General features: G+C 41.0%; 7 protein-coding genes, 16 tRNA genes and 2 rRNA genes. 23 read left to right on the top strand and 2 right to left on the bottom strand.

What is annotated here, in order from left to right; all coding sequences use genetic code 11:
* The first annotated feature begins 809 nt into the window (after positions 1 to 809).
* The 18 genes from CEF18_RS13490 (at position 810) to CEF18_RS13405 (ending at position 5803) form a co-directional block, all read left to right on the top strand.
* Positions 810 to 3749 (top strand): 23S ribosomal RNA (locus CEF18_RS13490).
* A 77-nt stretch (positions 3750 to 3826) separates the two neighbouring features.
* Positions 3827 to 3942, top strand: a 5S ribosomal RNA gene (gene rrf, locus CEF18_RS13485).
* Positions 3943 to 4024: 82 nt separating this feature from the next.
* Positions 4025 to 4099: transfer RNA gene (locus CEF18_RS13480), tRNA-Asn, on the top strand.
* Between the two features lie 4 nt (positions 4100 to 4103).
* Positions 4104 to 4196, top strand: a tRNA-Ser gene (locus CEF18_RS13475).
* A 10-nt stretch (positions 4197 to 4206) separates the two neighbouring features.
* Positions 4207 to 4281: transfer RNA gene (locus CEF18_RS13470), tRNA-Glu, on the top strand.
* A gap of 31 nt (positions 4282 to 4312) precedes the next feature.
* Positions 4313 to 4388, top strand: a tRNA-Val gene (locus CEF18_RS13465).
* A gap of 26 nt (positions 4389 to 4414) precedes the next feature.
* Positions 4415 to 4491, top strand: a tRNA-Met gene (locus tag CEF18_RS13460).
* Positions 4492 to 4616: 125 nt separating this feature from the next.
* Positions 4617 to 4693 (top strand) — tRNA-Met (locus tag CEF18_RS13455).
* A 25-nt stretch (positions 4694 to 4718) separates the two neighbouring features.
* Positions 4719 to 4794, top strand: a tRNA-Asp gene (locus CEF18_RS13450).
* Positions 4795 to 4847: 53 nt separating this feature from the next.
* Positions 4848 to 4923: transfer RNA gene (locus tag CEF18_RS13445), tRNA-Phe, on the top strand.
* Between the two features lie 12 nt (positions 4924 to 4935).
* Positions 4936 to 5011 (top strand) — tRNA-Thr (locus tag CEF18_RS13440).
* Positions 5012 to 5066: 55 nt separating this feature from the next.
* A tRNA-Tyr gene (locus tag CEF18_RS13435) sits at positions 5067 to 5150 on the top strand.
* Positions 5151 to 5230: 80 nt separating this feature from the next.
* A tRNA-His gene (locus CEF18_RS13430) sits at positions 5231 to 5306 on the top strand.
* Between the two features lie 25 nt (positions 5307 to 5331).
* Positions 5332 to 5406, top strand: a tRNA-Gln gene (locus CEF18_RS13425).
* 9 nt (positions 5407 to 5415) lie between these two features.
* Positions 5416 to 5490, top strand: a tRNA-Gly gene (locus tag CEF18_RS13420).
* A 2-nt stretch (positions 5491 to 5492) separates the two neighbouring features.
* Positions 5493 to 5566: transfer RNA gene (locus tag CEF18_RS13415), tRNA-Cys, on the top strand.
* A 34-nt stretch (positions 5567 to 5600) separates the two neighbouring features.
* Positions 5601 to 5689, top strand: a tRNA-Leu gene (locus tag CEF18_RS13410).
* A 28-nt stretch (positions 5690 to 5717) separates the two neighbouring features.
* Positions 5718 to 5803: transfer RNA gene (locus CEF18_RS13405), tRNA-Leu, on the top strand.
* Between the two features lie 794 nt (positions 5804 to 6597).
* Here CEF18_RS13405 and CEF18_RS13400 read toward each other — a convergent pair.
* Positions 6598 to 7470, bottom strand: coding sequence for an AraC family transcriptional regulator (locus tag CEF18_RS13400; protein ID WP_110936946.1), 873 nt, complete (start codon positions 7468 to 7470; stop codon positions 6598 to 6600).
* Between the two features lie 652 nt (positions 7471 to 8122).
* Between CEF18_RS13400 and CEF18_RS13395 the strand changes: the two genes are divergently transcribed.
* From CEF18_RS13395 to CEF18_RS13375, 5 genes are all read left to right on the top strand, one after another.
* The gene (locus CEF18_RS13395; protein WP_110936945.1) at positions 8123 to 9055 is read left to right on the top strand and encodes a carbohydrate ABC transporter permease; all 933 of its coding nucleotides are present in this window, start codon (positions 8123 to 8125) and stop codon (positions 9053 to 9055) included.
* An 18-nt stretch (positions 9056 to 9073) separates the two neighbouring features.
* A complete protein-coding gene (locus CEF18_RS13390; protein ID WP_110936944.1) occupies positions 9074 to 9925 on the top strand; it encodes a carbohydrate ABC transporter permease in 852 nt (283 codons plus the stop codon).
* Between the two features lie 61 nt (positions 9926 to 9986).
* Positions 9987 to 11360, top strand: a complete 1374-nt coding sequence (locus tag CEF18_RS13385) for an extracellular solute-binding protein (RefSeq protein ID WP_110936943.1) — start codon at positions 9987 to 9989, stop codon at positions 11358 to 11360.
* 181 nt (positions 11361 to 11541) lie between these two features.
* Complete coding sequence (locus CEF18_RS13380; RefSeq protein ID WP_110936942.1) at positions 11542 to 11796, top strand: DUF2264 domain-containing protein; 255 nt, start codon at positions 11542 to 11544, stop codon at positions 11794 to 11796.
* Positions 11797 to 11900: 104 nt separating this feature from the next.
* Entirely contained in the window at positions 11901 to 13079 is a 1179-nt protein-coding gene (locus CEF18_RS13375; protein WP_110936941.1) for a glycoside hydrolase family 88 protein, read from the top strand.
* A gap of 377 nt (positions 13080 to 13456) precedes the next feature.
* Here CEF18_RS13375 and CEF18_RS13370 read toward each other — a convergent pair whose 3' ends face one another.
* On the bottom strand, positions 13457 to 14986 hold the full coding sequence (locus CEF18_RS13370) for a gluconokinase (protein ID WP_110936940.1): 1530 nt from the start codon (positions 14984 to 14986) through the stop codon (positions 13457 to 13459).
* Between the last annotated feature and the right edge of the window lie 5 nt (positions 14987 to 14991).

Here is a 14991-nt window from a genome sequence, read left to right as displayed (position 1 = left end):
CTTAGTTGCCAGCATTCAGTTGGGCACTCTAAGGTGACTGCCGGTGATAAACCGGAGGAAGGTGGGGATGACGTCAAATCATCATGCCCCTTATGACCTGGGCTACACACGTGCTACAATGGATGGTACAAAGGGCTGCAAGACCGCGAGGTCAAGCGAATCCCATAAAGCCATTCTCAGTTCGGATTGCAGGCTGCAACTCGCCTGCATGAAGCCGGAATTGCTAGTAATCGCGGATCAGCATGCCGCGGTGAATACGTTCCCGGGCCTTGTACACACCGCCCGTCACACCACGAGAGTTTGTAACACCCGAAGTCGGTGAGGTAACCTTTTTGGAGCCAGCCGCCGAAGGTGGGACAGATGATTGGGGTGAAGTCGTAACAAGGTATCCCTACCGGAAGGTGGGGATGGATCACCTCCTTTCTAAGGAGCATTTAAGCTCAACTTATTGAATCGAACTTTGTCTTGGACTTTTTGTTTAGTTTTGAGAGGTTAGTCTCTCAAAGCTTCTTTTCTTTGAAAGAAGCCTTTGTCCTTTGAAAACTGGATAACGAAATGACTGAAAAGAATCACCGGTTATACCCTTTGAATACGTTCAAAGAAAGTGAACCGAGTGTCTTAGATGTAGGCTAAGAAAGACGCCACCAATTGTGAGTGGGAATTATCCGTAGAATTTTATATTTGATAGATAATTTTTGCAAGGAGAACCAAGGAGATCGAGGAAGCAAATGACGAATCCCCGGAGCGTACAACCGTACGTGAGGAGTGCAGCTGACGATGAGATCTGCCGGTAATCCGCAGCAAAAAATGGTTAAGTTAGAAAGGGCGCACGGTGAATGCCTTGGCACTAGGAGCCGAAGAAGGACGGGACGAACACCGATATGCTTCGGGGAGCTGTAAGTAAGCTTTGATCCGGAGATTTCCGAATGGGGGAACCCCTTATCCGTAATGGGATAAGATCCACACTTGAATACATAGAGTGTGAGAAGGCAGACCTGGGGAACTGAAACATCTTAGTACCCAGAGGAAGAGAAAGCAAATGCGATTTCCTGAGTAGCGGCGAGCGAAACGGAAACAGCCCAAACCAAGAGGCTTGCCTCTTGGGGTTGTAGGACATTCCATATGGAGTTACAAAGAGTCTGTGTAGATGAAGCGACCTGGAAAGGTCCGCGAGACAAGGTAAAAGCCCTGTAGTCGAAATGCAGACTCCTCCGGAGTGTATCCTGAGTACGGCGGGACACGTGAAACCCCGTTGGAAACTGGGAGGACCATCTCCCAAGGCTAAATACTACCTAGTGACCGATAGTGAACCAGTACCGTGAGGGAAAGGTGAAAAGCACCCCGGAAGGGGAGTGAAATAGATCTTGAAACCGTGTGCCTACAAGTAGTTGGAGCCCGTTAATGGGTGACAGCGTGCCTTTTGTAGAATGAACCGGCGAGTTACGATCCCATGCAAGGTTAAGCTGAAAAGGCGGAGCCGCAGCGAAAGCGAGTCTGAATAGGGCGAATGAGTATGTGGTTGTAGACCCGAAACCGGGTGATCTACCCATGTCCAGGGTGAAGTCCAGGTAACACTGGATGGAGGCCCGAACCCACGCACGTTGAAAAGTGCGGGGATGAGGTGTGGGTAGGGGTGAAATGCCAATCGAACTCGGAAATAGCTGGTTCTCCCCGAAATAGCTTTAGGGCTAGCCTCGAGGGAAGAGTTTTGGAGGTAGAGCACTGATTGGACGAGGGGTCCCCACAGGATTACCGAATTCAGTCAAACTCCGAATGCCAAAAACTTATCCTCGGGAGTCAGACTGCGAGTGCTAAGATCCGTAGTCAAGAGGGAAACAGCCCAGACCATCAGCTAAGGTCCCAAAGTATACGTTAAGTGGAAAAGGATGTGGAGTTGCTTAGACAACCAGGATGTTGGCTTAGAAGCAGCCATCATTGAAAGAGTGCGTAATAGCTCACTGGTCGAGTGACTCTGCGCCGAAAATGTACCGGGGCTAAACGTATCACCGAAGCTATGGACAGACACCTTCGGGTGTCCTGTGGTAGGGGAGCGTTCCAAGGGCGTCGAAGCATGACCGGAAGGACATGTGGAGCGCTTGGAAGTGAGAATGCCGGTATGAGTAGCGAAAAGAGGGGTGAGAATCCCCTCCGTCGAAAGCCTAAGGTTTCCTGAGGAAGGCTCGTCCGCTCAGGGTAAGTCGGGACCTAAGCCGAGGCCGAAAGGCGTAGGCGATGGAAAACAGGTTGAAATTCCTGTACCACCACGTTTCCGTTTGAGTAATGGGGGGACGCAGTAAGGTAGGGTAAGCGCACCGTTGGTTGTGTGCGTCGAAGCAATTAGGCTGACAAGTAGGTAAATCCGCTTGTCGTGAAGGCTGAGTTGTGATCGCGAGGGAAATTTAGTACCGAAGTTCCCAATCCTACACTGCCAAGAAAAGCCTCTAGCGAGGAAGCTGGTGCCCGTACCGCAAACCGACACAGGTAGGCGGGATGAGAATTCTAAGACGCGCGGGAGAACTCTCGTTAAGGAACTCGGCAAAATGACTCCGTAACTTCGGGAGAAGGAGTGCTCTATTAGGGTGCAAGCCCGAGAGAGCCGCAGTGAATAGGCCCAAACGACTGTTTATCAAAAACACAGGTCTCTGCCAAGCCGCAAGGCGATGTATAGGGGCTGACACCTGCCCGGTGCTGGAAGGTTAAGAGGAGGGGTTATCCCGTAAGGGAGAAGCTCTGAATTGAAGCCCCAGTAAACGGCGGCCGTAACTATAACGGTCCTAAGGTAGCGAAATTCCTTGTCGGGTAAGTTCCGACCCGCACGAAAGGTGCAACGATTTGGGCACTGTCTCAACGAGAGACCCGGTGAAATTATATTACCAGTGAAGATGCTGGTTACCCGCGACAGGACGGAAAGACCCCATGGAGCTTTACTGTAGCTTGATATTGGATGTTGGAACAGCTTGTACAGGATAGGTAGGAGCCTTGGAAACCGGAGCGCTAGCTTCGGTGGAGGCATTGGTGGGATACTACCCTGGCTGTTTTGACATTCTAACCTCGGACCGTGATCCGGTTCAGGAACAGTGTCAGGTGGGCAGTTTGACTGGGGCGGTCGCCTCCTAAAGAGTAACGGAGGCGCCCAAAGGTTCCCTCAGAATGGTTGGAAATCATTCGTAGAGTGCAAAGGCATAAGGGAGCTTGACTGCGAGACATACAGGTCGAGCAGGGACGAAAGTCGGGCTTAGTGATCCGGCGGCACCGTATGGAAGGGCCGTCGCTCAACGGATAAAAGCTACCCTGGGGATAACAGGCTAATCTCCCCCAAGAGTCCACATCGACGGGGAGGTTTGGCACCTCGATGTCGGCTCGTCGCATCCTGGGGCTGAAGTAGGTCCCAAGGGTTGGGCTGTTCGCCCATTAAAGCGGCACGCGAGCTGGGTTCAGAACGTCGTGAGACAGTTCGGTCCCTATCCGTCGCGGGCGCAGGAAATTTGAGAGGAGCTGTCCTTAGTACGAGAGGACCGGGATGGACACACCGCTGGTGTACCAGTTGTTCCGCCAGGAGCATCGCTGGGTAGCTACGTGTGGAAGGGATAAGTGCTGAAAGCATCTAAGCATGAAGCCCCCCTCGAGATGAGATTTCCCATCACGTAAGTGAGTAAGATCCCTCAGAGAAGATGAGGTAGATAGGTCTCGTGTGGAAGCATGGCGACATGCGGAGCTGAGAGATACTAATCGATCGAGGACTTAACCAAATGTTTTACTCTAAGCAACGATTCTTTTCAGTCCATCACGTTATCCAGTTTTGAGAGGTCAACGACCACTCACTATGTCCAGTGACGATCGCGGAGAGGTCACACCCGTTCCCATGCCGAACACGGAAGTTAAGCTCTCCAGCGCCGATGATAGTTGGGGGTTTCCCCCTGTGAAAGTAGGACGCCGCTGGGCATTTACTTTTTAGCTTTAAGTAGATCCTGATATAAATAAAAGAGACTAAGAAATTAACTGCTTATTAGCAATTAAACATTATTCCACAGTAGCTCAGTGGTAGAGCTATCGGCTGTTAACCGATCGGTCGTAGGTTCGAATCCTACCTGTGGAGCCATTTAGGAGAGCTGTCCGAGTGGCCGAAGGAGCACGATTGGAAATCGTGTAGGCGGTTTAGAGCCGTCTCGAGGGTTCGAATCCCTCGCTCTCCGCCAGAAATATTATGGCCCGTTGGTCAAGCGGTTAAGACACCGCCCTTTCACGGCGGTATCACGGGTTCGAATCCCGTACGGGTCACCAAGATTATTATAGTAACGTAAGTTATATATGTGGAGGATTAGCTCAGTTGGGAGAGCATCTGCCTTACAAGCAGGGGGTCGGCGGTTCGAGCCCGTCATCCTCCACCATTATTTTTTAAAACACCTATTATTATCGCGGGGTGGAGCAGTCTGGTAGCTCGTTGGGCTCATAACCCAAAGGTCGGTGGTTCAAATCCGCCCCCCGCAACCAATTATTTTTTGTTTTAATTATATGAAGTCTCATGGTGTAGCAGTTAAACATGCCTGCCTGTCACGCAGGAGAATTACGGTTGGAGTCCGTCATCTTCTACCATTTTAAATTTTTTTTATTATTATCGCGGGGTGGAGCAGTCTGGTAGCTCGTTGGGCTCATAACCCAAAGGTCGGTGGTTCAAATCCGCCCCCCGCAACCAATTAGTTTTTGTTTTAATTATATGAGGTCCCGTGGTGTAGTGGTTAACATGCCTGCCTGTCACGCAGGAGATCGCGGGTTCGAATCCCGTCGGGACCGCCATTAATTTTAGAATTAAAGGTTAAAGATAAAATTTTATGTTTTAACTAATATATGGCTCAGTAGCTCAGTCGGTAGAGCAATGGACTGAAAATCCATGTGTCGGCAGTTCGATTCTGTCCTGAGCCACCATTATTTTTGAGTGCTGGCCTAGCTCAATTGGTAGAGCAACTGACTTGTAATCAGTAGGTTGGGGGTTCAAGTCCTCTGGCCAGCACCATAATTTTCACTTGACTATTATAATTACTTTTTGTAATATATTAATTGTCATAAATGGAGGGGTAGCGAAGTGGCTAAACGCGGCGGACTGTAAATCCGCTCCTTCGGGTTCGGCAGTTCGAATCTGCCCCCCTCCACCATTAATTTTTTAACTTGGTAGATTGATTTAATTTATCATGTTTTTCTATGGTATAATTAATCATTGTAAATGAAACTTGTGGCGGTTGTGGCGAAGTGGTTAACGCACCGGATTGTGATTCCGGCACTCGTGGGTTCAATTCCCATCAGCCGCCCCATTAAAATTAAAACAAATAAAAATATAGGGCTATAGCCAAGCGGTAAGGCATCGGATTTTGATTCCGTGACCCGCAGGTTCGAATCCTGCTAGCCCTGCCATTTTAAAATGCGGAAATAGCTCAGTGGTAGAGCACCACCTTGCCAAGGTGGGGGTCGCGGGTTCGAATCCCGTTTTCCGCTCCAATGGCGGCATAGCCAAGTGGTAAGGCAGAGGTCTGCAAAACCTCTATCACCGGTTCAAATCCGGTTGCCGCCTCCATATTTTTCAATTTAAAATGACAGTCTAACGTAATGCCGGGGTGGTGGAATTGGCAGACACACAGGACTTAAAATCCTGCGGTAAGTGATTATCGTGCCGGTTCAAGTCCGGCCCTCGGCACCATTTTAACATTAATACTATAATAAATTTTGCCGGTGTGGTGGAATTGGTAGACACGCAGCACTCAAAATGCTGTGGGTTCGTCCCGTGTCGGTTCGACTCCGACCACCGGTACCATTTACATAATTTAAGGTAATTTTTTATAATGATTAAAAACTCACAAGTGTTGATACATCAACACTTGTGAGTTTTTTGTTTTTTGGCAAAACGGGAGTAAAAGGTATGATTTGAAATTCGTCTTACACTAATTACACTTTTTCCATTCTCTTTATCTTTATAATTTCTCATTATCTTTTTCAATAAGGTTCCGTCTTACTTTCTTCGACTGATAATATTTTAACTTGTTTCGTATTTTTTCTATAAGTTCATCAGCTGATAGCTTTTGAATATCTTTAATGGTTTATATCTGTACCGCGGGTGTTAGAGCCTTTATCAGACTTTATCGTGTTTCAAATGGCAAATTTTTTACTCTACACCATTGTATTATGGTACATAATTTCCCCTATGGTCTAACTTTAGACTCTTATTTTTGCTAAAGTAGCAGTTTAGAAGTACAATTTCCTCTTTTAGGGATATTTGGGTTTGCATAAATGTTAAACTTAATGGTTTAAATAGAGGAGATTAATTAAAACATTCTAATGTAGTTTTATTATGAAGCTATTAACACCATTGATATACACGTGACGGGAAATCTCATGAGGCAAAGCTACTAGAGGATTTTGTAAAAGGTAAGAACTATAGTCCAAAAGAAGAACAGAAGAAGCAATTTCACTATTGTTTCACACTTATAAGTGGAGAAAAAGCTTAATTTTTAAGCCCCCTCAATGCTGTCCAAGGATATTATGCGTTTCTTTAGGGGACTATGTTTAATTTTAAATACCGCACCGCAACTATTAAAAACTAATCTGGTTTTATTTGTGAATCGTATGATGAGAAAGTCTATATTGGTGAGGAGTAGTGCCTATGTTTTTCTTAAATATTTGAATGAAATATGATACACTCCCAAGGCCTACGCTCTCACCAATTAATTCTATAGGTTTATTCGTCGTATGTAGTAATTGACAAGCCTGTTTTATTCTCCGAATAGTAAGATACTCCGTTAAACTACTCCCAGTTTCGCGTTTGAATATTCTAGAGACATATGACTTTGATAAATGAAGCTCATCCGATAATAGTTCCAAGTCAAAAGGCTCCATATAATGCTCTTCTATCCATTGCATTATCCTTTCTGAATAGTACAGTGAACGAAACTTTTTATTAGTGGATGAATCTAGCTTAGCATCGTGAATGTTTGAACGGATGCAAGAGAGTAATTGTAAAAGAAAAAGCTGACTATCATCCTCCCAGTTGCTTGTTTGCAACGATTTATTAAATATCTCACAGACCTCATATATGTATTGATAGACATTTTCTAAATCAAATGCTTGAGGTTCATTTATACCATTTTGTAATTGTTTCAAAAGGGCGCTAAGACCAGTGAATAAGTGCGAATTGTTCTTTGCGAGAGTTAGTGGATCAAAGTGTATAATACTGCGCTCATAAGGTGTATTGGAGGATACTTCAACATGTACCTTATGCAATTGAAAAGGTTGAAAAAAGAAAAGCATACCTTTTTTAATTTCGTAAGTTTGCTGGTTCACAATGACACGTCCTTGTCCTCGATAGACAAATAGTAATTCACACCCTTGATGCCAGTGATAAAAACCTTGAAAATTCTTTTCTGAAACTCTACGATAAATCCAAGTGAACGGCTTTAGATCAATTTGTTCGAATAAATGCTTCATTATCTCCCTCCTTATATTATTTAAATTTTCAAAACTTTTATAGTGAAAACTTGTACTAAACCTTAATGTAATAGTTTTTAAGTACAAAAATTAGCTCATCTGAAATATAAAGCCTTGATAAGGTTACCATACTCACATCAATTCCAGATAGGAAGTGATTAGACAGGTCCTCAATGTATAACCTACTGCTTGAGTATATCAATTTTTAGGCTACACTGGGATATTTTAATTATTAATCAATTCGATATAAATTATCTAGTTATCAGAGGACTCTAGAACAATAGATTGATATTATTGGTTATTATACAACAACTTTCAGGAAAATACCTAAGTTATAATTTAGAAACAAATAGTAATCAAGAAGGGAGTTGAAGAGTGGATCCAATAGTAATTAAGCTAATCAGATTGGAGCAAGTATTGATTCCTTAGTAGACTATATTCAAATTAAGTGAACACTAAATACACGAAACTTAGTGAAGAGGTGAGTGTATGTTAATTGCACGTGATGGAGAGTATTTTTAACAACCTCTAGATAGCTAATTCAGTCCTTACTACAATTTCACCCTATGAACGAACTAAAATCATTATTGTGACAATTATGAAAGCGCTATCACATCGGGATGAATGTTTCATTTCGAGAAAGGAGAAAAATATGGCTAAAAACCACATGGAGATTAATGCAAATTCAGATACTATCACAGGGGTGAAGTTGACTAGGCTAAAGAATAAAAGGTCACAATTGGTTTGGTATATTTTTCTGATTCCAAGTTTTCTAGGAATATTACTTTTTATGGTCTATCCGATCTTCGAATCTTTAAGGTTAAGTTTCTATCAATCAAATGGGACAATAGAAAACTTCAATGGTCTCAATAACTTTAAGACGGTTTTGACATCAGGTCCGTTTTGGAATTCTGTTTGGAACACGTTCTATATTGGAATATTTCAAATATTAATCACAATTCCATTAGGTTTTATTTTTGCAACCTTGATAAACTCAACGCCGAGAGGGCAGAGCTTTTTTAAAGTTATTTACTTTTTACCAAACGTAACGTCGATTGTTGCCGCAGCCATAATTTTTGCTTTTGTATTGCATCCTGAAATGGGGATTGTCAATTATGCATTGGAAGCCGTAGGATTACCAACTCCGAAGTGGTTGGCAGATCCATCAACTTCTAAATGGGCAGTCATTTTATTAGCAGTCTGGCATTGGATAGGTTTTGTTATTATTATTTGTCTAGCGAATTTGCAAGCAATATCTCCGGATATGTACGAAGCAGCAAAAATAGATGGTGCTAGTGGTATTCAGCAATGGCTGTTTATTACCATTCCTAATATGGCTGGAACATTTGCTTTCTTGTTAATCACCGGGTGGATTGGAGCATTGCAACGCTTTAATGAGGTTTATGTTCTAGGTGGACCCAATGGAAGTCCTGCGAGATCGATTCAAACAATGGGAGCTTTTATTTATGAACGTGGTTTTACAGGTTTTGAATTCGGGGTCGCTTCTGCTGCTACGTACATTATGTTTATGATAATTCTTGTATTTACGTTTCTTAATTTAAAAATATCTAAGATGAAGCTATAACAGATGGGAGGAGAATACATGAAAAGCACTAAGTCCAATAAAAAGGCCGAAAAAATAAAGATTTATTGTATATTTACCATTCTGCTAGTTTTTGGGGTGCTACTAATGGCACCTTTTGCTTGGATGGTTAGTGTTGGTTTTGATCGGACTGCGAATATAACGATGCCATTTCCACCACGTTTAATTCCTGAAGTACCAACGCTTTTTAACTATGGTATTGTTCTTGAAAATGGAAAGTTAATACAAGCCTATATTAATTCAGCTATTGTAACCATCAGCTCGGTTGTCATAACTGTATCTTCTTCACTTTTAGCAGGATATGCATTTTCAAAGGGAAGATTCAAAGGGAAAAAACTTTTGTTTATTATTGTGCTTGGTACATTAATGATACCAATGGAACCTCGATTAATTCCCTTATATAAACTTTTTAATAGTGTAGACTTACTAAATACTTTTTGGCCACTAATATTACCATCCGTTACTAATGGAATGTTGATTTTTCTTTGTAAACAGTTTTTTGACCAGTTACCAGACACGCTAAGAGAAGCAGCGCAAATTGATGGAGCAGGGGAATTTAAGATTTTCTTTAGAGTTTATTTTCCTCTTGCTGGCCCAATTGCCGCAACGATGGTAATCTTAGCGTTTATCTGGAGTTGGAATGACTTTTTATGGCCACTAGTTGTTTTAACTAATCAAGATTTACACACAGTGCCACTATATTTAGCTAGTTTTTCTTTAGAGAATGGTACTAGTTTAGGTGGACTTACAATGGCGTTAGCAACAGTAAGTGTTCTACCAATTGTAGTCCTGTATCTGTTTTTACAAAGATACATTATACAAAGTATTGCCCTAAGTGGGGTGAAGGGTTAGTAATTAAAGGTATTTTTTAAAAACGTTTCTATTATTTCAAATATAATTAGGAGGTTATATAATGTTTAAAATGTTATTTACAAAAAGCTCATCTTTAATACTAGCACTTTTGATTTTTATAGTATCAGTTCTGGTTGGTTGTAGCTCAGATTCAGGTTCCAGTACCGATGTAGAAACTGCAGGTGGGGAATGGGATGGTCAAATAGTTAAAGTTCAGTTAATAGGTGACTTTTCTATTGAGGATTCAACTGATCCGATTACAGGGGAAAAAACTGCTGGATTAAGTATCTTAAAAGAAGAATTTGAAAAGCAATACCAGGGAGCAACTGTCGAATTTATCCTAATGCCTTGGGAAGGTTATACAGAAAAAACACAGGCGATGTTAACCTCTGGTGAAGCAGATGTTTACCAAATGCCTGGTATCGCTGACTTTGCACCACAAGGATTATTAGAACCGTTGCAACCATATATTGAAACTGATAGTGAGTTTAGTACAGATATTTTTATTGATCAACAAGTTGAAGGTTGGAAAGCGTTAGGACCTGATAGCAATGAATTGGAGATTTTTGGTTTACCATTCTTCGGAGATGCTCGCTTTATTACTTATGATAAGAAGTTATTTGATGACTGGGGAGTAGAATATCTCTCAGAATACCCAACAATGGAAGAAGTTAGGGAGAAAGCTGCAAAGATGACTGGTATTAACCCAGTAACTGGTGAACAAAACTATGGAACTTGGTTCCGTGGAGATTGGTCTTCTGCATTTACACTACTTAATGCAGCGGAAGGATTAGGTGGAAAGTGGGGATCAGGTTTTGCATGGGAGGACGTTAGTTTTGAATTTAATTCACCCGAAATGCTTGAAAGTCTAAATTGGATGCTTGAAATGCAAAAACTAGCACCAGAAGGTATTGTGAGTAACCAAGGTAATGAGAAATGGATGACAAAAGAAAACAATATTGCCATTATGTTAAACACAGGTCCTGGAGAGTTAGTGCAACAAACATATGCTCAAGGGTTAGAGGACCGTATTGCCATTGCACAGGAATTTAAGAATGAAGAAGGTAAAGGTGGGTTGTTTGCTGGAAGCCCTATTACAATTGGAAAATCCAGTGAAAATAAAGAATTGGCATGGGAATGGCTTAAGTTTGCAACAAGTGATTTTGCTCAGCAATATTTCTACGAAACTGGTGCAGCTTTTCCATCTGTTAAATCAGCACTTGAGTGGGAAAGTGTGAAAAAATACGAAGACTTATTAGGGCCCGTCTTTAAAGCAATGGAAACACCGTATACACCTAGATATCATTGGGCAGCAGCACAACCACGATTTATCTTAACTTCAGAGATTGAGTCTGCATTAACTGGTAAACGAAGTGCTAAAGAAGCTTTAGATAAGGCTCAAAAAGAAAGTACAGAATGGTTAGAAAGTAGATAAATTATATTAGTATACAAGAGAAGGAAGATGTTATATCCTCCTTCTCTTCAATTTTGGATGCATATATAAGAGATTCTAAGAGGGTTGAATAATGACCATGGTAAACAATGAAGCAAGAAAATATTGGTTTTCACTTCTCCTGCATTTGAAGGAGAGAACATTAAAAAAGAAATGAGTCGAGATGAAGGAAGGCACAAAACGCGAGCAATTTTCCTATCTAGAAGCATTGTCGCGTTTGCTGGTAAGTATCGTTCCTTGGTTAGAAAAGAAATGTGAAAATGATGAAGAGGAAAAACATCGTACACAATATTGTGTGCTAGCCCGGACGGCTATTGATTCAGGTACAGATCCAGATTCCCTCGATTATATGAATCTTTCTAATGATTTTCAGCCAATTACTCACTTTTTATGGGAAAGGACTCGCCCTAAAATCTAATATGGTTAAACCATACTGTCTTATAATTACATTTCACACATCGCATATTTCAAATGAATTATTATAAGTTTTAAAAATAATTATATTGAAAGGGGAAAGCAGAGTTGAAAACGATTAACGAAGGAATCAAACATGATAAATTTAAAGTGAAAACCGCTTTAGATAATAACTGGCTTGATAATGAAATTCAGTTTGTTTTGAAGAAAATTGATGAAAATCTGGAAACATTTAAAGAAAAAGTACCGCCTGCTGCCTCGAAAAACTTAATGTACATTCCAGAGGGTAATACTGATTGGACTGCTAGTTTTTGGATTGGAATGCTTTATTTGGCATACGAATATACAAGTGATGAAAAGTATCTTGAGGTCATAAAAGTCCAGTTTGAAAGCTTTAAAAATCGATTAAAAGAGAATATTCAATTAGAAACTCACGATATTGGATTTTTATACTCGTTATCCAGTGTAGCGCGATACGAAGTATTGGGTGATAGGACTGCAAGAGATACCGCGATTAAAGCAGCGGATAAGTTAATCACTCGTTTTCATGAAAAGGCAAAAATTCTTCAAGCATGGGGGGATTTATCTGACCCAGAACAGCGTGGAAGAATGATTATTGATTGCAACATGAACCTACCGTTATTGTATTTTGCTTCGAAAGAAACGGGTGATAAAAAGTATCATAATATTGCCGTAAATCATGCTGAACAAGCGGCTAAATATATTGTCAGAGAGGATTCGTCAACGTTCCATACCTTTTATATGGATACGGAGACAGGTAGCCCATTATATGGAAAAACGGCACAAGGTTATTCGGATCAATCATGCTGGGCACGAGGCCAGGCATGGGGTGTATATGGTTTTGCACTAAGCTATGTACATACCGGAGATAAGAAATACCTTGATATTGCCGAAAGACTAGCAAACTATTTCTTAAATCGTCTTCCTGAGGATGATATTTGTTATTGGGACTTAGATTTTACAGAAGGAAATGAAGAACGCGACAGCTCAGCGGCTTCCATCATGGCTTGTGGATTACTAGAATTAAGCAAGCACTTGCCTGTTTCAAATGAATATAGAGAACTCTATGAAAATGCGGCTATTAAAATGATTAAGTCACTCGCCGAAAACTACACGACTAAAAATGTTCTTTCCAATGGTATTCTGTTGCATGCTGTTTATTCTAATCCAGGAGGTAATGGTATAGATGAGTGCTGTATCTGGGGTGATTATTATTATTTTGAAGCTTTAATACGAACAGTAATGAGTTGGAAAACTTACTGGTAACTAACAAATGATAAGATTATTCTATGTAAAACGATTGAAAAGAACGATATTTTATAAAGGTGCTATTATATAGGTTTACTACCAAATATTAAAAAAGTTACATGAGGATGATTTAGTGCGAGTATGAAGATCCATACGAAGCTGCTTTTAGTATTTGTGTGTATGATGTCGGGAGTGGTCCATCGGTACCATTTTAATGTCTATAGACAATGCTCTATTTTAAGGTGTTTTACTATTTGTGAAAAATAAGCTAACTTCGTTGATAAACGAAGTTAGCTTATTTTATATTCTAGATTTATCTAACGATAGCACCTTCTATATGGTAGAAGGTGTTACTAAGATTACTATCTCATTTTATTTATGAAGTCAGATCTAAATTATTTTCTAAATTCAACGAGTTGCTCAAATGTAGGTTTCAAAGTTTTATATAGGCTTTTATAAATAGGATAAAGTTTGCGGTATCTCTCTCTTTCATACTGGGTAGGATGAATAACTTCTTTCATAGGAATGTAATTCTTGATTGAGGCTAAATCATTAACTTCTCCAATAGCCAATAAGCTAAACCAAGCAGCGCCCCAAGCAGAACTTTGATGTGATTCGGGAATATGGACTTCTCGTTCGAATATGTCTGCAAGCATCTGTACCCAAAAATGTGATCTGGCGAAACCACCACTAGCAAATAATGTAGAAGTCTCTCCAGATAGCCTATTCAATGCTTCACTAACATTCAAAAGACTAAATAAAACTCCCTCTAAACTTGCCCGAATCATATGCTCTTTGCGATGATCAGTGGACAATCCTATATATGCACCTCGGGCATTGGCATCCCAATGCGGAGCTCGCTCTCCATTTAAATAAGGTAGAAATAGCAGACCATTAGCACCTGGTTCAACGCCTTCTGCGGACTGAAGCATTAATGTAAAAGCATCTCCACCCGTATTTAACGCTTCCTCCAGTTCTTTGTGACCTAGAACTTCTTTTAGCCATTGTAGAACATTTCCACCATTATTTGTAGGACCTCCTGAAATCCATAACTCATCTGTAACGGCATAACAAAATACTTGTTGAAGGCTATCTGTTTTAGGAGAACTTGCCATCTTTCTAATAGCTCCGCTAGTTCCAATAGTAAGGGCTGTATCACCTGAATCGATCGCGCCTATCCCAAGATTTGCTAAAGGACCATCACTACCACCTATTGCGAATGGCAGTCCTTCTGGAATACCTATTTGTTCTGCAATTTCTTTTGATATTCCTTGAAAAATAAAGGTAGGCGGCACAGGTTTTGAGAGTTGGTCCCTATGGACACCGGCTAATTTCAAAGATTCTTCATTCCAATCCTTTGTTTGTATATTAAACAAACCAGTAGCTGATGCTATGGAATAATCAACAGCGTCTGTACCAAACCATCTTGAAGTTATAAATTCTTTTATAGATAAAAACTTAGATGCATGAATATAGGGTTCATAGTTTGTTTCTTGCATCCAAATAAGTTTTACGAGAGGGGACATTGGATGAATGGGAGTACCGGTATGAAGATAAATGTTATTTCCAGATGAAGTTTCTTTCAGTATCCTTGCTTGGTCCACACTTCTCCCGTCCGCCCAAGTAATAGAAGGAGAGAGTGGTTGGTTCTTTTCATCTACACAGATTAAAGAGTGCATAGCAGACGATATACCGACTGAAAGAATTTCTTCACCTTTAATTCCCTTTATCTGTAATGAATATTTAATTGCGTGAATCGCAGCTTTCTCAATGACTAATGGATCTTGTTCTGCCCATGAAGGGTTTGTATGAAAAACAGGATAGCTTTCCTCTGCTTCCGAAACAACAATCCCGTTTTTTTGAAAAATAACGGACTTGGCGCTTGTAGTACCAATATCTAAACCTATTACGTATTGTTTATTCACTATCC

The sequence above is a fragment of the Salipaludibacillus neizhouensis genome (assembly GCF_002886185.1).
Lineage (GTDB): Bacteria > Bacillota > Bacilli > Bacillales > Salisediminibacteriaceae > Salipaludibacillus > Salipaludibacillus neizhouensis.
This window is presented reverse-complemented; position numbering and strand designations above follow the sequence as displayed.